Origin of the sequence: Candidatus Thiothrix putei, assembly GCA_029972225.1 — a bacterium.
Lineage (GTDB): Bacteria > Pseudomonadota > Gammaproteobacteria > Thiotrichales > Thiotrichaceae > Thiothrix > Thiothrix putei.
On record CP124756.1, the window covers coordinates 1,533,571 to 1,551,298 of the forward strand.

15 protein-coding genes and 1 pseudogene are annotated in these 17,728 nt (G+C 49.8%); 14 read left to right on the forward strand and 2 right to left on the reverse strand.

The features are described from left to right. Nucleotides 1-54 precede the first annotated feature (54 nt). Nucleotides 55-1,065, forward strand: coding sequence for a UDP-N-acetylmuramate dehydrogenase (murB, locus tag QJT81_07940; GenBank protein WGZ95901.1), 1,011 nt, complete (start codon nucleotides 55-57; stop codon nucleotides 1,063-1,065). A gap of 20 nt (nucleotides 1,066-1,085) precedes the next feature. Here murB and QJT81_07945 read toward each other — a convergent pair whose 3' ends face one another. Then, a complete protein-coding gene (locus QJT81_07945; protein WGZ95902.1) occupies nucleotides 1,086-2,903 on the reverse strand; it encodes a response regulator in 1,818 nt (605 codons plus the stop codon). Then, on the reverse strand, nucleotides 2,890-4,032 hold the full coding sequence (locus QJT81_07950) for an FIST N-terminal domain-containing protein (GenBank protein ID WGZ95903.1): 1,143 nt from the start codon (nucleotides 4,030-4,032) through the stop codon (nucleotides 2,890-2,892). Before QJT81_07950 ends, QJT81_07945 begins: the two co-directional genes overlap by 14 nt. Nucleotides 4,033-4,284: 252 nt before the next feature. On the opposite strand from QJT81_07950, the gene QJT81_07955 reads away from it, so the two are divergent. From QJT81_07955 to QJT81_08015, 13 genes and pseudogenes are all read left to right on the forward strand, one after another. Then, nucleotides 4,285-5,193 (forward strand): PhoH family protein, encoded by a 909-nt coding sequence (locus tag QJT81_07955; protein WGZ96459.1) that lies wholly within the window; start codon nucleotides 4,285-4,287, stop codon nucleotides 5,191-5,193. After that, entirely contained in the window at nucleotides 5,190-5,648 is a 459-nt protein-coding gene (ybeY, locus tag QJT81_07960; protein WGZ95904.1) for an rRNA maturation RNase YbeY, read from the forward strand. Before QJT81_07955 ends, ybeY begins: the two co-directional genes overlap by 4 nt. Before the next feature lie 110 nt (nucleotides 5,649-5,758). After that, nucleotides 5,759-6,535, forward strand: a complete 777-nt coding sequence (locus tag QJT81_07965; GenBank protein ID WGZ95905.1) for a transporter associated domain-containing protein — start codon at nucleotides 5,759-5,761, stop codon at nucleotides 6,533-6,535. Nucleotides 6,536-6,645: 110 nt separating this feature from the next. Continuing rightward, on the forward strand, nucleotides 6,646-8,127 hold the full coding sequence (gene lnt / locus QJT81_07970) for an apolipoprotein N-acyltransferase (protein WGZ95906.1): 1,482 nt from the start codon (nucleotides 6,646-6,648) through the stop codon (nucleotides 8,125-8,127). Nucleotides 8,128-8,140: 13 nt separating this feature from the next. After that, nucleotides 8,141-9,172 carry an amino acid ABC transporter substrate-binding protein gene (locus QJT81_07975; protein WGZ95907.1) on the forward strand — a complete coding sequence of 344 codons (1,032 nt, stop codon included), beginning with the start codon at nucleotides 8,141-8,143 and terminating at the stop codon, nucleotides 9,170-9,172. Then, nucleotides 9,130-10,134, forward strand: coding sequence for an ABC transporter permease subunit (locus QJT81_07980; protein ID WGZ95908.1), 1,005 nt, complete (start codon nucleotides 9,130-9,132; stop codon nucleotides 10,132-10,134). The genes QJT81_07975 and QJT81_07980 overlap by 43 nt, the downstream gene beginning before the upstream one ends. Before the next feature lie 3 nt (nucleotides 10,135-10,137). Next, nucleotides 10,138-11,181, forward strand: coding sequence for an amino acid ABC transporter permease (locus QJT81_07985; GenBank protein ID WGZ95909.1), 1,044 nt, complete (start codon nucleotides 10,138-10,140; stop codon nucleotides 11,179-11,181). 59 nt (nucleotides 11,182-11,240) lie between these two features. Continuing rightward, entirely contained in the window at nucleotides 11,241-14,057 is a 2,817-nt protein-coding gene (locus tag QJT81_07990) for an SNF2-related protein (GenBank protein WGZ95910.1), read from the forward strand. Beyond that, the gene (locus QJT81_07995) at nucleotides 14,054-15,328 is read left to right on the forward strand and encodes an ATP-binding protein (GenBank protein ID WGZ95911.1); all 1,275 of its coding nucleotides are present in this window, start codon (nucleotides 14,054-14,056) and stop codon (nucleotides 15,326-15,328) included. The genes QJT81_07990 and QJT81_07995 overlap by 4 nt, the downstream gene beginning before the upstream one ends. Before the next feature lie 17 nt (nucleotides 15,329-15,345). Further along, the gene (locus tag QJT81_08000) at nucleotides 15,346-15,489 is read left to right on the forward strand and encodes a hypothetical protein (protein WGZ95912.1); all 144 of its coding nucleotides are present in this window, start codon (nucleotides 15,346-15,348) and stop codon (nucleotides 15,487-15,489) included. Nucleotides 15,490-15,518: 29 nt separating this feature from the next. Then, nucleotides 15,519-15,746 carry a hypothetical protein gene (locus QJT81_08005; GenBank protein ID WGZ95913.1) on the forward strand — a complete coding sequence of 76 codons (228 nt, stop codon included), beginning with the start codon at nucleotides 15,519-15,521 and terminating at the stop codon, nucleotides 15,744-15,746. Next, entirely contained in the window at nucleotides 15,730-16,464 is a 735-nt protein-coding gene (locus QJT81_08010) for a site-specific DNA-methyltransferase (protein WGZ95914.1), read from the forward strand. Before QJT81_08005 ends, QJT81_08010 begins: the two co-directional genes overlap by 17 nt. 65 nt (nucleotides 16,465-16,529) lie before the next feature. Further along, nucleotides 16,530-17,578 (forward strand): annotated as a pseudogene (locus QJT81_08015) (IS630 family transposase). Nucleotides 17,579-17,728: the final 150 nt, after the last annotated feature.

Genomic DNA, 17,728 nt, shown 5'->3' on the forward strand with positions numbered 1-17,728 from the left:
CGGATTTGTTCCGGCCTTTTTGCGTTATGAACCTTTAAGACAACCGATTGCTACATGAAAATTCGCGAAAATTATTCCCTGAAAGCACTCAATACCTTCGGGTTAGCTGTTAAAGCCCGTTATTTCTGTAGCTTGCACAAGCTGAGTGGAGTACGCACCTTGATGGCCTGGCAGCAGGAACATCCTGATTTACCGCTATTATTTCTGGGAGGCGGCAGTAATATATTGTTCGTCAATGATTATCCGGGCTTAGTCGTGCAAGTGCGCTTGGAAACCTTGGAAGTATTGGGACAGGATGAGAATTACCATTATGTACGTGCGGGAGCAGGCAATAACTGGCATGAATTTGTGCAATGGACTATCGCACAAGGCTTTGCAGGGCTTGAAAACTTATCGTTGATTCCAGGAACCGTCGGCGCAGCACCAATGCAGAATATTGGTGCGTATGGCGTAGAGCTAAAAGATCATGTATATGAAGTACAAGCTTTAGACTGGCGCACCGCAGAAATCCGTGATTTTAATGTTGAAGAGTGCCGTTTTACTTACCGTGATAGCTATTTCAAATCGGTAGAACCGGATCGTTGGTTGATTGTGGCAGTAGTATTCCGTTTGCCGCGTCAGCCACAGTGGAAAATCGACTATTCAGGGGTGAAAGAGCTGTTAGCAGGCAAAATGTTAAATGCGCGTTTGATCAGCGATGCCATTATCAGCATCCGCCAAAGCAAATTGCCAGATCCTGCTGAAATTGGTAACGCAGGCAGTTTTTTCAAAAACCCACTCATTACACCAGCGCAATGGGCGGCACTCAAAACGCAATTTCCTGATATACCGGGGTGGCCTCAACAGGGTCAAGTGAAAACCTCAGCGGGTTGGTTAATTGATCAATGTGGCTGGAAGGGTAAACGTGACGGTGATACAGGCACTTACGCCAAACATGCGTTGGTCTTGGTGAATCATGGCAATGCCACTGGTATAGAGGTGTGGGATTTTGCCCAGACGATTATTGCTTCGGTACAGGATAGCTTTGGAATTACCTTAGAGCCAGAACCACGGGTGATTCGTTAGGGGCGGAAGCATGTTCGACCTTACTGTAACCATTGCTCGACAACTTTGAGTAGCTCATCTTGTTTGACAGGTTTTGCCAGATAATCATCCATACCCATTTTTAGGCAGCGTTCACGGTCGCCTTTGAGCGCATTGGCGGTCATGGCAATCACCGGAATATGTTGCTTGAATATGCCCTCTTTTTCCCATTTGCGGATGTAACGGGTAGCCGTGTAACCATCCATTTCTGGCATATTAATATCCATCAAGACGAGTTGGTAAGGGCGATTGCGTAGGGCTTTGAGTGCCAGTTTGCCAGTGGTGACGTGCTCCACGTGAATATCGAGTTTTTCCAGCATCGTAACGGCAATTAGGGCATTAACAGGGTTGTCTTCTGCTAACAAAATCGCAGGCTCGATTGATGCAATAGATTTTAAGACGATATTCGGGAAGGGATGTGTGGTCTCTGGTGTTGGTTTGGTCTGATGATTGAGCGTATGTCGTCTTAAGGTATCCAGCAAGACATCCCGTAACGTGATGGAACGCACAGGTTTGGTAACGGCAGCTTGCACGCCCGCTTGTTGTTGTTTTTCAAGCGAAATACCGTAAGAGGTGAGCATGACAATCGGGGTGTGAGCGTGACGATGATCACTGCGGATGGTTTTGGCGAGCGCAATGCCGTCCATTTGTGGCATAAACCAGTCTAACAGCATCAGGTCAATGGGGCGTTGCTGGGTGATGGATTCTTCGAGTTTGTGTAAGGCATCATGCCCATTGCTGACGATAATAGCTTCAGCTTTCCACGCTTGCAGGTAGTTTTCCAGAATACGCCGGTTGGTTTCATTATCGTCCACCACCAGAATTCGGCGACCTTCCAAATGGTGGCTATTGTTGCCGAATGCATGATTTTCGGTGATGGGAAAGGTGATTTCAAACCAGAAAGTTGTACCCTGACCGGGAACACTGTCCAGTCCAAGGCGACCACCCATCATTTCAGTAAACTCGCGTACAATGGTTAACCCCAAGCCTGTGCCGCCGTAACGCCGGTTGATGGAAGCATCGACTTGCACAAACGATTCAAATACACTTTTTTGCATGGCGAAGGGAATGCCGATGCCAGTATCACGGACTTCAAAACGTAATACGGCTTTGTCATCGCGGATTTCCAGCAATTCCAAGCCGGTATACACTTCGCCACGTTCGGTGAATTTGACGGCATTGCCGACCAAGTTCATCAACATTTGCCGTAAGCGAGCCGGGTCGCCTTTCACGCGCTCAGGAATGTTTTCGGGGATGTAGCATTGAACTTCGAGATTTTTTTCCTGCGCCATTGTCGACATAATGCCGCTGATGTTTTCCACCAATTCACGCGGGGAAAACTCGATGATTTCCAGCTCAATACCGCCTGCTTTGAGTTTGGAAAAATCCAGAATATTGTTAATGACATCCAGCATGACTTCGCAGGAGGCATACGCGGTATCCACGAATAATTTTTGGCGGGGATCGAGTGTCGTATCTTTCACGATTTCCAAAGAACCCAAAATACCGTGTATCGGGGTGCGTAATTCATGGCTCATATTCGCCATGAAGCGGGTTTTTTGTTCGGATTTGTGTAGGGCTTCGATGCGTTGTTCGGTTTCAGCTTTGAGATCATCGTACAGTTTGCGCATTTCTTGTGAGGAAACTTCCAGAGAACGTTCCAGCAAATATTGCGCGTCACTCGTGCCGGTGTACGAGAGGTCGATTTGGTGCAGAAAGTTCTGCCATTTGTTTTGGTCGTCCGGCAATCCATGCTGGAGCAGGCCGCTGCGCTTTAATTGTTTTTGTAAGCGCTTATGGAGGGGTTTAACTTCCTTCATACATCACCGTTAAGGTCATGGTTTCGTTGTGCAGGCAGCACTGCCCACCGAGTGCAGTGGGGGCTAATTCACCGTAAGAGTAAAACCCAAGCTGTTGACTGCCGGCGGGAAGGTTTTCGAGCGTGGCTTCTAACTCTTGGTCAACGTCATCGCCCATGACGAGTTTGCGTCCTGAGCAACTGATGGTCAGCGCAAAGACGGGTGTTTGGGGCGGTAGTTGTTCTGCTAAGCTGCGTGAGGCTGTTTCTGCACCATCCAACAAATTGTCAAAACTGCCGTACATCAATTGAGTGCCATAACCTTGTGGAATATCGGCCACAAACCCTAGGCTATTATCTGCTTCATTGATTGACACCACAGTACGTACCACGTAGTGATCTTTGGTTTGATTCCAGATCGCTAAGGGGAAGTGCAAGGCGGTCGCGGGTAAGTTGTCCGCGTGTTCCCCAAGGTATTCTTTATAAAGTTGTAAGGCAGGGCGACCGTCAATTTCATACAACGTATTGCCTGCTGCACGGGTAATGACGCGTTCAGGACCAAAAGGTTTGAAGCCATCACGGGCGTAGCTGTTAAAGACCAGCTCTTTGCCATAAAAACCAACGCCAGAGACACACAGTGAGGTCGCTTGTCCTTGGTGCAAAATCCAAGTAGATACAAATTGCATCTTGTCACTGGCTAAGCCACCGACAATGGTAACGTTGGTTTCATTAACAACCGAAGCCAAGCCACGAATTAATTCACTGCCATTAGTGTTCAGGCCATCGGTCAGAATGAAAATTCCTTTAAGATCAGGCGAATTGAGGTCATTGGCAATTTGCTGGCCTGCTTGAAAAGAATCGTTTACATGCGGTAATGCAGCACTCGCAAAGGCTAGGCGGGTTGTCTTAAAGCGAATAACGCCTACTACCAAGGCATTATCCAGCAAATGTTCATTGAAAATACCAGCAACGGTAGAACAGCCTGCGATCACTGCTTGCGGATAGTGAGCATGTAGCTGTTCAAGAGCAGCTTGGTAGTATTTGCTATCGGGAGGGCTGAATATCAATACCAAGGTTTGAGGTGAATCAATGTCAGGTAAGGGCTTATGCCAACCTGTTGCATGTGTAAAAAAGCTTAGCGTAACTTGCACGGTTGTTTCCCCCGAATGTGCATCGTCATTATTTTAATGCATTGTACTTGGTCAAAATAATATCACAAGATTGTTTGTGATTATCCTACCATCTGTCGGAACGGTTGAACCTAAGCAGGGCTGTGGCTATACTTTCACAATCATCCCTTTATGGAATTCTCAGTCTTCTTGACTACTACAACGACTGCTGCAACGGAAAGTGACAGGCACACCGTTCAGTTTGAGCTGGAACCTGCTAATACCGAGCGTTTAATGAACTTATGTGGTCAATTTGACCAGCATTTGCGTCAATTAGAGCACCGCCTCGGCGTTGAACTGAGTAACCGTGGCAATTTGTTCCAGATTACCGGAACGCCGCTGACTACACAGTTAACCATTAATTTATTGCATGACCTTTACCGTGAAACGGTTGAAACCGTTCTCAGCCCGGAAAGCATTCATCTGTTCCTGCAAGAAGCCAATCTCGATAAGGTACAAGCCAATACCGGCGATGATGTGCGCATCCGCACCAAGCGCGGTTATATCAAACCCAAAGGTTTGGCGCAAAGTCAGTACATCCAAAATATTCGCACTCATGATGTCACGTTTGGGATTGGTCCTGCGGGTACGGGTAAAACTTGGCTGGCTGTCGCGTGTGCGGTCGAAGCGTTGGAGCGTGATGAAGTGCGGCGTTTGGTGCTGGTGCGTCCTGCGGTGGAAGCGGGGGAGCGCTTGGGTTTCTTGCCCGGTGATTTGTCGCAAAAAATTGACCCGTATTTACGCCCAATGTATGACGCTTTGTATGAAATGCTGGGAGTCGAAAAGGTCAATAAACTGATTGAGCGCAATGTCATTGAAGTCGCACCGTTGGCTTATATGCGCGGGCGTACCTTGAATGATGCCTTTATCTTATTGGATGAAGCGCAAAATACCACCACGGAACAGATGAAAATGTTCCTGACCCGCTTAGGGTTTGGCTCTTCTGCCGTGATCACGGGTGACATTACCCAGATTGACTTGCCACGCCATCAAACCTCTGGCTTGCGCCAAGCGGCTGAAATTCTGGAAGATGTTAAAGGCATCAGCTTTAACTGGTTCAGCGGGCGCGACGTGGTACGGCACAAATTAGTGCAAAAGATTGTGGCAGCGTATGAAGGTTTTGAGCGGGAGCGTTCCGCATGAGCTTGGAACTCGATATTCAAAACCCAGAAGCTTACACCAGCATTCCTGCTGAAGCGGATTTATTACGCTGGGCGCAAGCCGCATGGTCGGCGGATGCGGAAGCCGGTGTGGTGGTGCGCATCGTCAATGAAGCCGAAAGTCAGGCACTCAACCGCGCTTATCGGGACAAAGATTACCCGACAAACGTACTGTCGTTTCCTTACGATGCACCATCGATTCCAGAAGATGACGATGACATCGAATACCTCGGCGATCTGGTCATTTGTTTGCCTGTGGTTGAGCGTGAAGCAGCCGAACAAGGTAAAACCGCGACCCAACATTGGGCGCATTTGTTGATACATGGTTTGTTGCATTTACAAGGTTATGACCATATAACGGATACCGAAGCAGAAGAGATGGAAGCTTTAGAAACCGCTTTGCTGCTCAAACTCGGCTTTCCCGACCCTTATCACTAACCCCCAGAGGAACAATGAAAACTGACATAGGTGACTCGCGACCTCGACCGCGATGGAAACAATGGTTAATTAATAAACTCGATCTTACTTCCCAAAGTCGGGAAGATTTGATGGACGATTTACAACGGGCTAACGAAAAAAACCTCCTGCCAGGGGAAACGGTGGGAATGTTGCAAGGCGTGCTGGAATTTGGTGCGCTTCAAGTGCGCGACATTATGGTGCCACGCTCACAAATCAACTTCATTTACCACGAAGATGACTTCACCGATATTCTCGCTCGCATTGCCGAAACCGAACATTCACGCTACCCCGTGGTGGATGAAGACCGCGATGATTTGGTGGGGGTGTTGCTGGCAAAAGATCTGCTCAAATACAGCGGGCGTGAACAAGAATTTGAAATTGATGACATTATCCGCCCCGCCTTAATTGTCCCCGAAAGCCAGCGATTGAATCGCTTGCTGACTGAATTTCGCAAAACCCGTAACCACATGGCGGTGGTCATCGACGAATACGCGGGCATTGCTGGGCTGGTGACGTTTGAAGACGTGTTGGAACAGATTGTCGGTGACATCGACGATGAGCACGATGATGAGGAAGACGTTTCCACCAATATCCAGCCGCAAGACGACGGGCGTTTCATTGTCGAAGCAATGACGCCGATTGATGAATTTAATGCGACGGTGGGAACTGCATTCGATACCGAGGAATTCGATACCATTGCGGGAATTGTGATCCATGAATTGGGTAAAATCCCGCGTCAAGGCGAGGAAGTGGTGTTAATGGGCTGGTTATTTCGGGTATTGCGCAGCGATTCGCGGCGTATTTTGTTGCTGGAAGTGTTGCCCCACACGGAAAATTCATGTTCTGAGGAAGTGCCTGCGTTATAATCCGCTCACATTTTGCTGTGCTGGATATTCCAATCATGCTGTCTTTTCGTAATTCTAGTGACTCCCTTTCGAAATTTGACTACCTGCTGGCGTTGCTGGCAGGTTTGTCTATGGCTTTGGCGTTCGCGCCTATCGAATGGCGGGCGTTTGCATTTCTTGCGCCTGCCGTATTGTTCTGGCTGAATCTCAAACCGATACCAACCAAGCAACGCTTACGGTTGGCGTGGGTGTTTGGGGTGGGGATGTTTGCCGGAGGTGCGCACTGGATTTATGTCAGTATCCACTTTTTCGGTGGGGCAAATTCCTTCATTGCCGCTTTCATGGTGGCTATTTTTGTGGTGATCATGGCACTGTTGTTGCTGGTGTTCGGCTGGTTGGCGGCGTATACCACGCATTTACCGCAAGCAGTGCGTTTACTGGTGGCATTCCCGGCGATTTGGGTGTTGACCGAATGGTTTCGCGGTTGGTTTTTAACAGGGTTTCCCTGGTTGCAATTAGGTAGCAGTCAGATTGATACCTGGTTGGCACATTACGCACCGATCACAGGTGTGTTAGGCGTCAGTTGGCTGGTCGCTTTGGGCGCGGGCGCATTGGTTTTACTGGTGCTGGGAACTCAACGCGAACGCGTTATTGCTGCGGTATTAGCGTTGGTGACGGCAGTCGGTGGGTTTGGCTTGGGGCAGGTGCGTTGGACAGAACCCGCAGGAGAACCTTTATACGTCAGTATGTTGCAAGGCAATGTTGATCAGTTAACCAAGTGGTCACGCGAATTCCGCAATGACAATATCCAAGCTTATCTGGATTTGATGGATGGGGATAAGTACCCGAATGTCGAAGCCTCGCATCTAGTGATTTGGCCGGAAACCGCGCTTGCCGATTTTTTCCCGCAATCTTTGGATGTGATGTTGCCGTTACAAGAGTGGGCGCGTGAGGCGAAAGCTGATTTATTGGTCGGTGGTTTTCATGTGAATCGTGATACCGAGGCCGTGTATAACGCGGTGATGGCGGTGGGTAGTGAGCGTGATGTGGAAACGTCTATCAATACCGGCGAGCATGTGTATGCCAAGCAGCATTTAGTACCGTTCAGCGAATACATTCCTTTATTAAAATACTTACGTTTCTTGGAACATATTATCAAATTGCCGTATGACAATGTGACAGCTTGGGGGGGCACGAATACCCTGATGGTGGCAGGTCAACCGATGCGCATGTCGGTGTGTTACGAAGATGCGTATGCCGAAGAAATGATTGCTGGATTGCCACAAGCGACCATGCTGGTGAATGTCAGCAATGACGGCTGGTTCACAGGCTCAATTGAACCAGCGCAACACGCTGAAATTGCACGGATGCGGGCGTTGGAAACCGGGCGTTATTTGTTGCGGGCTACCAATAACGGGGTTAGCGCGATTATTGATGAAAAGGGCAAAGTGACCGCCACGGCTGAGCCGCGCATTGCTACCGTGATCAGTGGGTATGCTACCCCGATGCAAGGGGCAACCCCTTATGTGCGGGTTGGCAATTGGCTGATTATTCCATTGATGTTTATACTGTTGGGTGTTCCGTTGCTATTCTTGCGCGGCAAATTTTATTAAAAGAGGAACACCGATGATAACAACTACTCTTGCGCGTGCTTTGGCGGGCGTTACCCTGTGTACGGTAGTCATGCTCAGTTTGCCTGCTCAGGCGGGCAAAACCTTGGATACCATTAAGTCTCGCGATCAATTGGTGTGCGGTGTGAACGTGGCACTGGCGGGTTTTTCCGCAGCCGATAGCGAAGGCAAGTGGAGCGGGATGGACGTGGATTATTGCAAAGCACTGGCAGCAGCAGTGTTGGGCGATGCCAGCAAGGTGAAATACGTGCCTTTGAACGCACAGCAGCGTTTCACTGCCTTGCAATCCGGTGAAGTTGATATTTTGTCACGCAATACGACTTGGACATTGACCCGCGATGCGTCGCTGGGGGCAAACTTTGTCGGTACGATCTATTACGACGGGCAAGGCTTCATGGTGAAAAAAGAGCTGAAAGTTGCCAGTGCCAAGGAACTTGACGGGGCAACTGTTTGCGTTCAGTCCGGCACGACGACTGAAAAGAACCTGACCGATTTTGCCCGCGCCAACAAGTTGGACATTAAACCGCTGGTGTTTGAAAAGAACGAAGCGGCAACAGGTGCTTACCATAGCGGGCGTTGCGAAGCGTATACCACGGATGCGTCGGGTTTGGCGGCGGAACGGACTATTGCGAAAAATCCCGATGAACATATGATTCTGCCGGAAATTATTTCCAAAGAACCCCTTGGACCGTTGGTGCGGCGTGGTGATGATGAGTTCTTTGCCATCAGCAAGTGGGTGTTGAATGCGCTGATCGAAGGCGAAGAATACGGGCTTACCCAAGTGAATTTGGATGAAAAGAAAACCAGCGATGACCCCAATATCCAGCGTATTCTGGGTACAGCGGAAGACATGGGCACGTTGCTGGGCTTGGATAAGGAATGGGCATATCGTGCCTTGAAAGCGACAGGCAATTACGGCGAAATTTTTGAGCGCAATGTTGGTAAAGATTCCTCGCTGAAACTGGAGCGCGGCTTGAATAAGCTGTGGAATCAGGGCGGGATTTTGTACGCGCCACCGATTCGTTAAACGTGTTAATGAGTTTCTGGCGCAACCAAAAAATACGCGGCTGGCTCTACCAGATTGCCGCGTTGCTGCTAGTGGCGTTGTGTATCGCCATCCTTGCCGACAATACGCTGGAAAATATGCGTACCCGTGGTATCCAAAGCGGCTTCGGTTTCCTCGCGCAACCGGCCGGATTTGACATTAGCGAAAGCTTGTTTGGGTTTGAGTCGACGCAACCTTATTGGAGAGCTTTCCTCACTGGACTGGGTAATACCCTGAAAGTTGCACTCATCGGCATTATTCTCACCACTATTCTTGGCGTATTGTTGGGGGTAGGGCGCTTTTCCCAGAATATCCTGATTCGTGGCTTGTGCCTGACGTATGTAGAAATCTTCCGCAATGTGCCGCTGCTGTTGCAATTGCTGATGTGGTATCTGGTGTTGGTGGCGTTTTTGCCGACTGCGCGGGAAGCGGAACCCTTTCTCGGTATGTTTCTCACCAAAGCAGGCTTAACCTTGCCTTGGTTTGGGGATATGCCGGTCAAAGCTGGATTTGGCATTAAAGGTGGCATTAATGTTTCACCGGAATTTCTGGCGCTATTGTTGGGGCTGACGATTTACACTGCGTCTTATATTGCAGAAATTGTGCGCAGTGGCATTGCTTCTGTGCCGCGCGGGCAGCATGAGGCGGCAATGGCGTTAGGTTTGAGCCGGGGACAAACCATGCGTTTGATTCAGTTGCCGCAAGCCTTGCGGGTGATTATTCCGCCGTTGACTAACCAATATTTGAATCTGACCAAAAACTCTTCGTTGGCAGTGGCAGTGGGCTACCCTGAATTGGTGTCGATTGCGAATACGTCGATTAATCAGACGGGGAGGGCGGTGGAGTGTATCGCGGTGATTATGGCAGTTTACTTGACGCTTTCGTTGCTCACATCCGTATTCATGAATGCTTACAATCGCCACGCGGCGATCAAGGAGCGTTAGGCAATGGCATGGTTACGCGCCAATTTGTTTAACAATGCGTTCAACAGTGCGGTAACGCTGCTGTTGGGGATGTTGTTGGTCTACACGGTTTCGCACTTGTGGGGGTGGGGAATCCATCATGCGGTGTGGGTAGCCGATGCAGAGCAGTGCAATGCGGCACGTGGCGCGGGCGCATGTTGGGGTGTGGTCGCGGAAAAATACCGCGTGATCATTTTCGGGCGTTACCCGTTTGAGGAGCAGTGGCGACCGTTCGCGGCGACTTTGTTGCTGATGGCATTGTTGTTGGCAAGCTGTATGCGGATGTTTTGGAAGCCGTGGTTGGCAGCGTTGTGGCTGGGGGTGTTAGCGGTATTTTTTACCCTGATGCATGGCGGTGTCTTCGGTTTGAGTGTGGTGACAACCGATCAATGGGGCGGTTTGCCGTTGACCATTTTGTTGGCATCGTTGTCGGTGGTGGGTGCTTTTCCGTTGTCGATTTTGCTGGCATTGGGGCGCATGTCAGCTTTGCCGGTGATCAGGACGCTGTGTACGGTTTATGTGGAACTGATCCGGGGTGTGCCACTGATTTCGGTGCTGTTCATGGCATCGTTTCTGTTTCCGCTGTTCATGCCGGAAGGTTTTTCGATTGATGTGTTGCTGCGAGTATTGGTGGCGATGGTTTTGTTTGCGGCGGCGTATTTAGCGGAAGTGATTCGCGGCGGTTTGCAGGCGATTCCGCGTGGGCAATATGAGGCTTCTGCATCCTTGGGGCTGACTTACTGGCAGATGCAGCGCAAAATTATTTTGCCGCAAGCTTTGGCAACAGTCGTGCCGGGGATTATGAATAACTTCATTTCCACGTTTAAAGATACGTCGCTGGTAACGATTGTGAGCTTGTATGAACTGACGGGTTCGCTGGATCTTGCCGTCAATAGTGACCCGAACTGGATGGCGTACAAGCTGGAAGGCTATTTGTTTATTGCGGCGATTTATTTTGTGTTCTGTTTCAGCCTGTCACGCTACAGCCAGTGGGTCGAGCGGCAGGTGAACCGGGGGAAGGTGCATTAGGGTATCTTGCTATATACTACGGGCATTAGCTGTAGCGTCATTTCTCAGGATAACCATTGATGTTCTCACCCCACCAAAGTGCCTATTTTGCCCATTGGCTCAGCCTGAAAGGCAAAGCTGAAGAGGCGTTGACCCAAACTATTGCCAGTGCCAAGGTCGATATGAACCCGCATCAGGTGGAAGCGGCTTTGTTTGCTTTGCGTTCCCCGCTGTCCAATGGTGTGGTGTTGGCGGATGAGGTCGGTTTGGGGAAAACCATTGAGGCCAGTCTGGTACTGGCGCAGAAATGGGCAGAGCGTAAGCGTAAACTCATGCTGATTGTTCCCGCTACCCTGCGCAAACAATGGAGCCAAGAGCTTCAGGATAAATTTGCCTTGCCTTCGGTGATTTTGGAAGCCCGTAACTTCAACGCTGAACGGGAACTCGCTAACCCCTTTGACCGTGAAGCCATTGGGCAAGCGGCTATTGTTATTGTTTCCTATGAATTTGCTGCCAGAAAAGCCCAAGAAGTGGGGCGTGTGCCGTGGGATATGGTGGTGTTTGACGAAGCGCACAAGTTACGCAATGTTTACAGGCCAGACGGGGCTAAAACCGCGAAAACCTTGCGCGATACCCTGATGGGTGTGCCCAAAATCCTGATGTCGGCGACTCCCTTGCAGAATAGCCTGCTGGAATTGTTCGGGCTGGTTTCCATCATTGACCCGTATTTTTTTGGCGATTTGAATTCTTTCAAGGTACGTTATGCCCGTCCACGTCTGGAAGAAGAGGAGTTGCGGGGGTTACGCCAGCGTTTGGGCAAACTGGTCAACCGTACTTTGCGGCGTAAGGTGCAGGAAGAAGGTGGTATCAATTTTACCCGGCGCTATTCCCTGACAGAAGATTTCCGCCCAACTGCTGAAGAGCTTCTGCTTTATGAACAAGTGTCTGCTTACCTGAAAAGCGATGATCTGTTGGCTATTAAGCCCAACGCACGGCATTTAGTTACATTGGTTATCCGCAAAATTCTGGCATCTTCCTCGTATGCACTGGAAGGCACGTTGGAAAACATGATTGGGCGGCTGGAAAAGAAAATGCCGTTGCTGGCGGGGCTGGAAGAAGATTTCGATTCATTGGATGACACTGCCGACAGCGACGGTGTGGATGACGGGGATACTATTGACCCCGAAGCTTTGCAGGATGAAATTGATCAACTCAAAGGCTTCAAGCAACTGGCGAACAATATCAGCAATAATGCCAAGGCTGATGCACTGTTGCGAGTGTTAGGTAAAGCCTTTGAGCTGAATGAACGTTTGGGTGGGGCGCACAAGGCGGTTATTTTCACTGAGTCGGTGCGTACCCAAACGTGGCTGGCTGGTTTGTTGGGGCGGAATGGTTACGCTGAGCAAATCGTCATGCTCAATGGTAGTAATGCAGACAGTTCATCCGGGCGCATTTATCGGGAATGGCTTCAGAAACATAAGGGTTCAAGCCGTATTTCCGGCTCAAAAAGTGCGGATATGAAAGCGGCATTGGTGGATAAATTCCGTGAAGATGCCACGTTGATGATTTGTACCGAGGCGGGGGCGGAAGGGATCAACCTGCAATTTTGCTCCATTCTGATCAATTATGACTTGCCGTGGAATCCGCAGCGGGTGGAACAGCGTATCGGGCGTGTTCACCGTTATGGGCAGAAGCATGATGTGGTGGTGGTTAATTTCATCAACAAGGGCAACCGTGCCGATGAGCGCGTATTTGAGCTGTTGAGTGAAAAATTCCAGTTGTTCGAGGGAGTGTTTGGCGCATCGGATGAAATTCTGGGTTCGATTGAATCCGGGGTGGATATTGAGCGGCGTATTCACGACATTTACCAGAAATGCCGCGATGATGCGCAGATTGAGGACGAATTCAATGCCTTGCAAGACGAACTCAAGCAGCAACTGGAAAACCGGATGCAGGATGCCAGTCGTTCCGTACTCGACAGTTTCGATGTGGATGTGGTTAAGCGGCTGAATATGCGCAGGGAAAATACGGTATCCCAACTCAATGACTACCAACGGATGCTGCTGCGCTTGGCACAGGCTGAACTACCCGAAGCGATGTTTCACCAACAGCGTTTTCGGCTGGATGGGCAATGGTTTGATGTGCGTTGGCAGGAAGCGGAAGCGACCGATGCGCAATTTTTCCGTCCACACGAAGGCTTGGGAGCAACATTAATTGAGAAAGCCAAACATCGCCCTCTGAATAATGCTGTGCTGGAACTGGATTATGCTGCACTGGATGGTGGACAGTTCGTCGATGTAAGGGGATTGTTGGGGCAGTCAGGTGAGCTGGTGGTAGATAAGCTGACTATTAGCAGCAAAAATCAGAGGCTAGAGCATCTGTTGGTTGTGGCTTGTAAGGATCAGGGAGAGGTGTTGCCATCAAACACTGCGGTGCGGTTGCTACAGGTTCCGGGGCAGGTTGTGTCTGGGAACTTCGCTTTTCAGTATGAAGAACGTTTGCTGGCGAAATTGGCGGAAAATGCTGATACCCACTATCAACAGGCTGAGGAAGACAACGCCCGTTATTACGAAGAAGAGAACGATAAACTGGAACGCTGGGCGGAAGACCGGAAGGTAGCACTCGACATCCGCAACAAACAACTGGATGTAGAAATCCGCGATGCCCGCAAAGCGGCACGGCAATTACCGACCTTGCAGGAAAAGATTAATGCCAAACGCGAACTCAAGCGTCTGGAAAAAGAACGGGATGATCTGGTGCTGACTTACCACGAAGAGAAGAAAAAAATCGAAGCGGAAGAAGACCGTTTGCTGGATGAGGCGGCAGCCATGCTGGAGCTGAGTGTCTCACGGGAACGTTTGTTTACTGTCCGCTGGATACTCAAGGAGAACCTATGATTTCCACCACAGAGCTGGCGCGTGAACTGTTGTACCAGATTCGCTTGAATGAAGATTCTGCCTACGAATTCAAACAACTGTTTTTCAAGGACGGCAAGGTCAACGATCCGCACCGTCATAGCATGGCGGATGAACTGGCAGCGTTTGCCAATGCCAGCGGCGGAGTAGTGGTGCTGGGAATTGAGGATAAAACTCGTGAGGTGGTCGGCATTCCGCGTGAATTACTGGATGAGGTGGACAAGTGGCTGGGCAATATCAATAGCCAGTTGATTGACCCGCCGCTGCCACTGGAAATCCGGGTGCTGGAAGTCCCCAACCGTCAGGGCGAGCAGAAACCCGTCATGTGGGTGCGTATCAGCAAGAGCTTGTTTGTGCATCGTAGCCACGGCGGTTATTTTCAGCGGATGGGTTCGAGTAAACGGCAAATGCCACCTGATTTGCTGGCGCGGATGTTTCAGCAGCGAAGCATGGCGAGGTTGATCCGTTTTGATGAGCAGATTGTGCCTCAGGCTGGGGTGGATGCGATTGATCCGGTCTTGAAGGAGCGTTTTCTGCGGGGTGAATTGCCTTCGATCATGCAGCTTAAAAAGCTCTATTTGATAGCAGAAGATGAAAACAAACAGCTTTGCCTGACCGTTTCCGGCGTGTTGTTGTTGACGGCACGGCCTGCTGATTTTCTGTCTTCTGCCGTGGTACAGTGCGTGGCCTATAACGGTAAGGAGCGCAATGCGGAGTATCAGGTGGATGCTCAGGATTGTGAGGGTTCGATTGACCAGCAAATCCAGTGTGCTTTCAACTTCGTCAAGCGCAATATGCGGGTGGAAGCGGTGAAACGCCCCGGCAGGATTGATATTCCACAGTACGATTTGGGCGCAGTGTACGAGGCGATTGTGAATGCGGTGGCGCATCGGGATTATTCGGTGTACGGGGCGCGAATCCGCCTGCACCTGTTCAATGATCGGCTGGAACTGGGCGCACCGGGTGGTTTGCCCAATAGCTTGACAGTGGATACGATGGATGCCAACAGCATTACCCGCAATGAAACGCTAGTTAACCTGTTGAGCCGTTACTTCCCGGCTGATCCTGTGAGTAAACGGCAGAACATGATTGAACGGCGGGGTGAAGGTGTGCCGACCATCCTCAATGCCAGCGAACGCTTGTCTACACGCCGCCCGCTGTACGAAAACCACGAAAATGTGGAACTGAAGCTAACGATTTATGCAGCCAGTCGGGAAATGAACGGGCTGGTGGCACAGTTTGATGATGAATAAGGATTGAAAGGGTTTTCATGACCAAAAAACAAAAACTCGAACTAACCTGGATCGGCAAGGAAAAACGCCCGCGCCTCGAACCCCGCATCCTGTTGGAAGACCGCGACTTGTCCTACTGTGCAAAGAATCCCCCCACCCCAACCCTCCCCCGCAAGGGGTGAGGGAACAAGAACAACCCGACCTACTGTCTTTGCTCCCTTCACCCCTTGCGGGGGAAGGGCTGGGGATGGGGGATAAGGCGCAACCCTTCGACGACAACCTCCTCATCCACGGCGACAACCTGCTGGCGCTCAAAGCCCTCGAACAGCAATACGCCGGAAAGGTGAAAAATGCTAGAAATGCTAGAAATGGTAGCGAACCGTCGCTTCTATTGGGGAAAAAATGGCAAATCAGGAACACCCATGCGAAAACTTTTTAAGGCAGAAGCAAAACAGGGAATGTCTGCTCCGACCATATGGGACGATGTTGGTTTGAATCAACATGCCGCACGAGAAATAGAATTGATCTTTGGTGAAAAAGCAGCTTTTGAAACTCCAAAACCAGAAGGATTAATGCAGCGTATAATTGAAATTGCGACGAATGCGGGGGATTTGGTGCTGGATTCGTTTGCGGGGAGTGGCACGACGGGGGCGGTGGCGCACAAGATGGGGCGGCGCTGGATCATGGTGGAACTGGGCGAGCATTGCAAAACCCATATCGTGCCGCGCCTGAAAAAAGTCATCGACGGCGACGACCAAGGCGGCATCAGCAAAGCGGTGAACTGGGCTGGCGGCGGCAGATTCCGCTTCTACCATCTGGCGGCATCGCTGTTGAAAAAGGATGCGTGGGGCAACTGGGTCATCAACCCCGCATACAACGCCGAAATGCTGGCAGAAGCAATGTGCAAACACATGGCATACACCTATGCCCCCAGCCAAGACGTATTCTGGCAACACGGCTATTCCAGCGAAAACAACTACATCTACATCACCACCGGAACGCTCAGCCGCGAACAACTCAAACTCATCAGCAGCGAAGTCGGCGATGAGCGCACCTTGCTGATTTGCTCCAAAGGATTCATCGCGGAAAACAACGAATTCCCCAACCTCAACCTGAAAAAAATCCCGCAAGCCGTGCTATACCAGTCCGTGCCATAAAATAGTTTTTTTGATCAGGGAAATATGGTTAGATGACTGGTAACAAAAGCAGCCATGAGTAATGTATGACATTAAAAATCACTTTCACTGAGGATGAGATAGCGGAGCTGTTCTACTGGAAGGAGCGCCATCCTCATCCCAGAGTCCGTAAGAAAATGTCCGTGCTGTACCTGAAATCCCAACAGTTGACGCATAAGGAAATCAAACGATTGGAAAGGATTACAGAAGCCACGCTGCTTGCCTACCTAAACGCCTACCTACAACCTAACGGTTTAGAAGCTCTTAAAGAAATACGATTCAATAAACCACAGAGTGATTTGATGGCATATAAAGACAAGATTGAAGCCTATTTTCGTGAATATCCCCCCGCAACCAGCAAGGCGGCAGCCGCTAAGATTGAGGAGCTGACAGGCATCAAACGCAGTGAGGACAGGGTACGTGTCTTTATGAAGAAAATAGGGATGGACATCCATAAAGTGGGGATGATACCCGCCAAAGCTGATGTGGAAGCACAAGAAAAGTTCCTGGAAAATGAACTAAAACCGCGCATTCAGGAGGCTAAGGAGGGCAAACGCGCCCTTTTTTTGTCGATGCCGCCCACTTCGTGTTAGCACCGTTTCTGGGGTTTTTGTGGTCATTTTCCCGCGTATTCATCAAAGCCCCCTGTGGTCGACAACGCTACAACGTATTGGGCGCACTCAATGCGATAACGCTACAACTCATCACGATCACTAACGACTCCTATATCAACGCTAACAGCGTGTGTGAATTATTGGAAAAAATTGCAGCGTTAGCACTCAAAATACCGATCACTTTGGTCTTGGATAATGCCAAGTATCAACGCTGTGAAGCCGTGTTTGCCTGTGCGAAAAGGCTCAATATTGAACTATTATTTTTACCGACCTATTCACCCAACCTCAATCTGATTGAACGGTTGTGGAAGTTCGTCAAGAAAAAATGCTTGTACTCGAAATACTATGATAAGTTTCCCGCTTTCAAGGCGGCCATCACCAACTGTCTCGACAAGCTGGATACCGATCACAAGAAAGAACTGACCCAGTTGATGACAACAAATTTTCAAACCTTTAAAAATGTTCAGGTCTTGACGCTGTAAGGTATACACAAATGTGAATGGGATCAGGACGATTACAGCTTCAATATTAATGTGTTGCCGGATGATGAGGCAGTGCAACCGCTGCGCAATTTCGTGTGGGTGCAGATGCAGCAACACCAATGGTCAAGCCCCACCGATTATCAGGGAAAA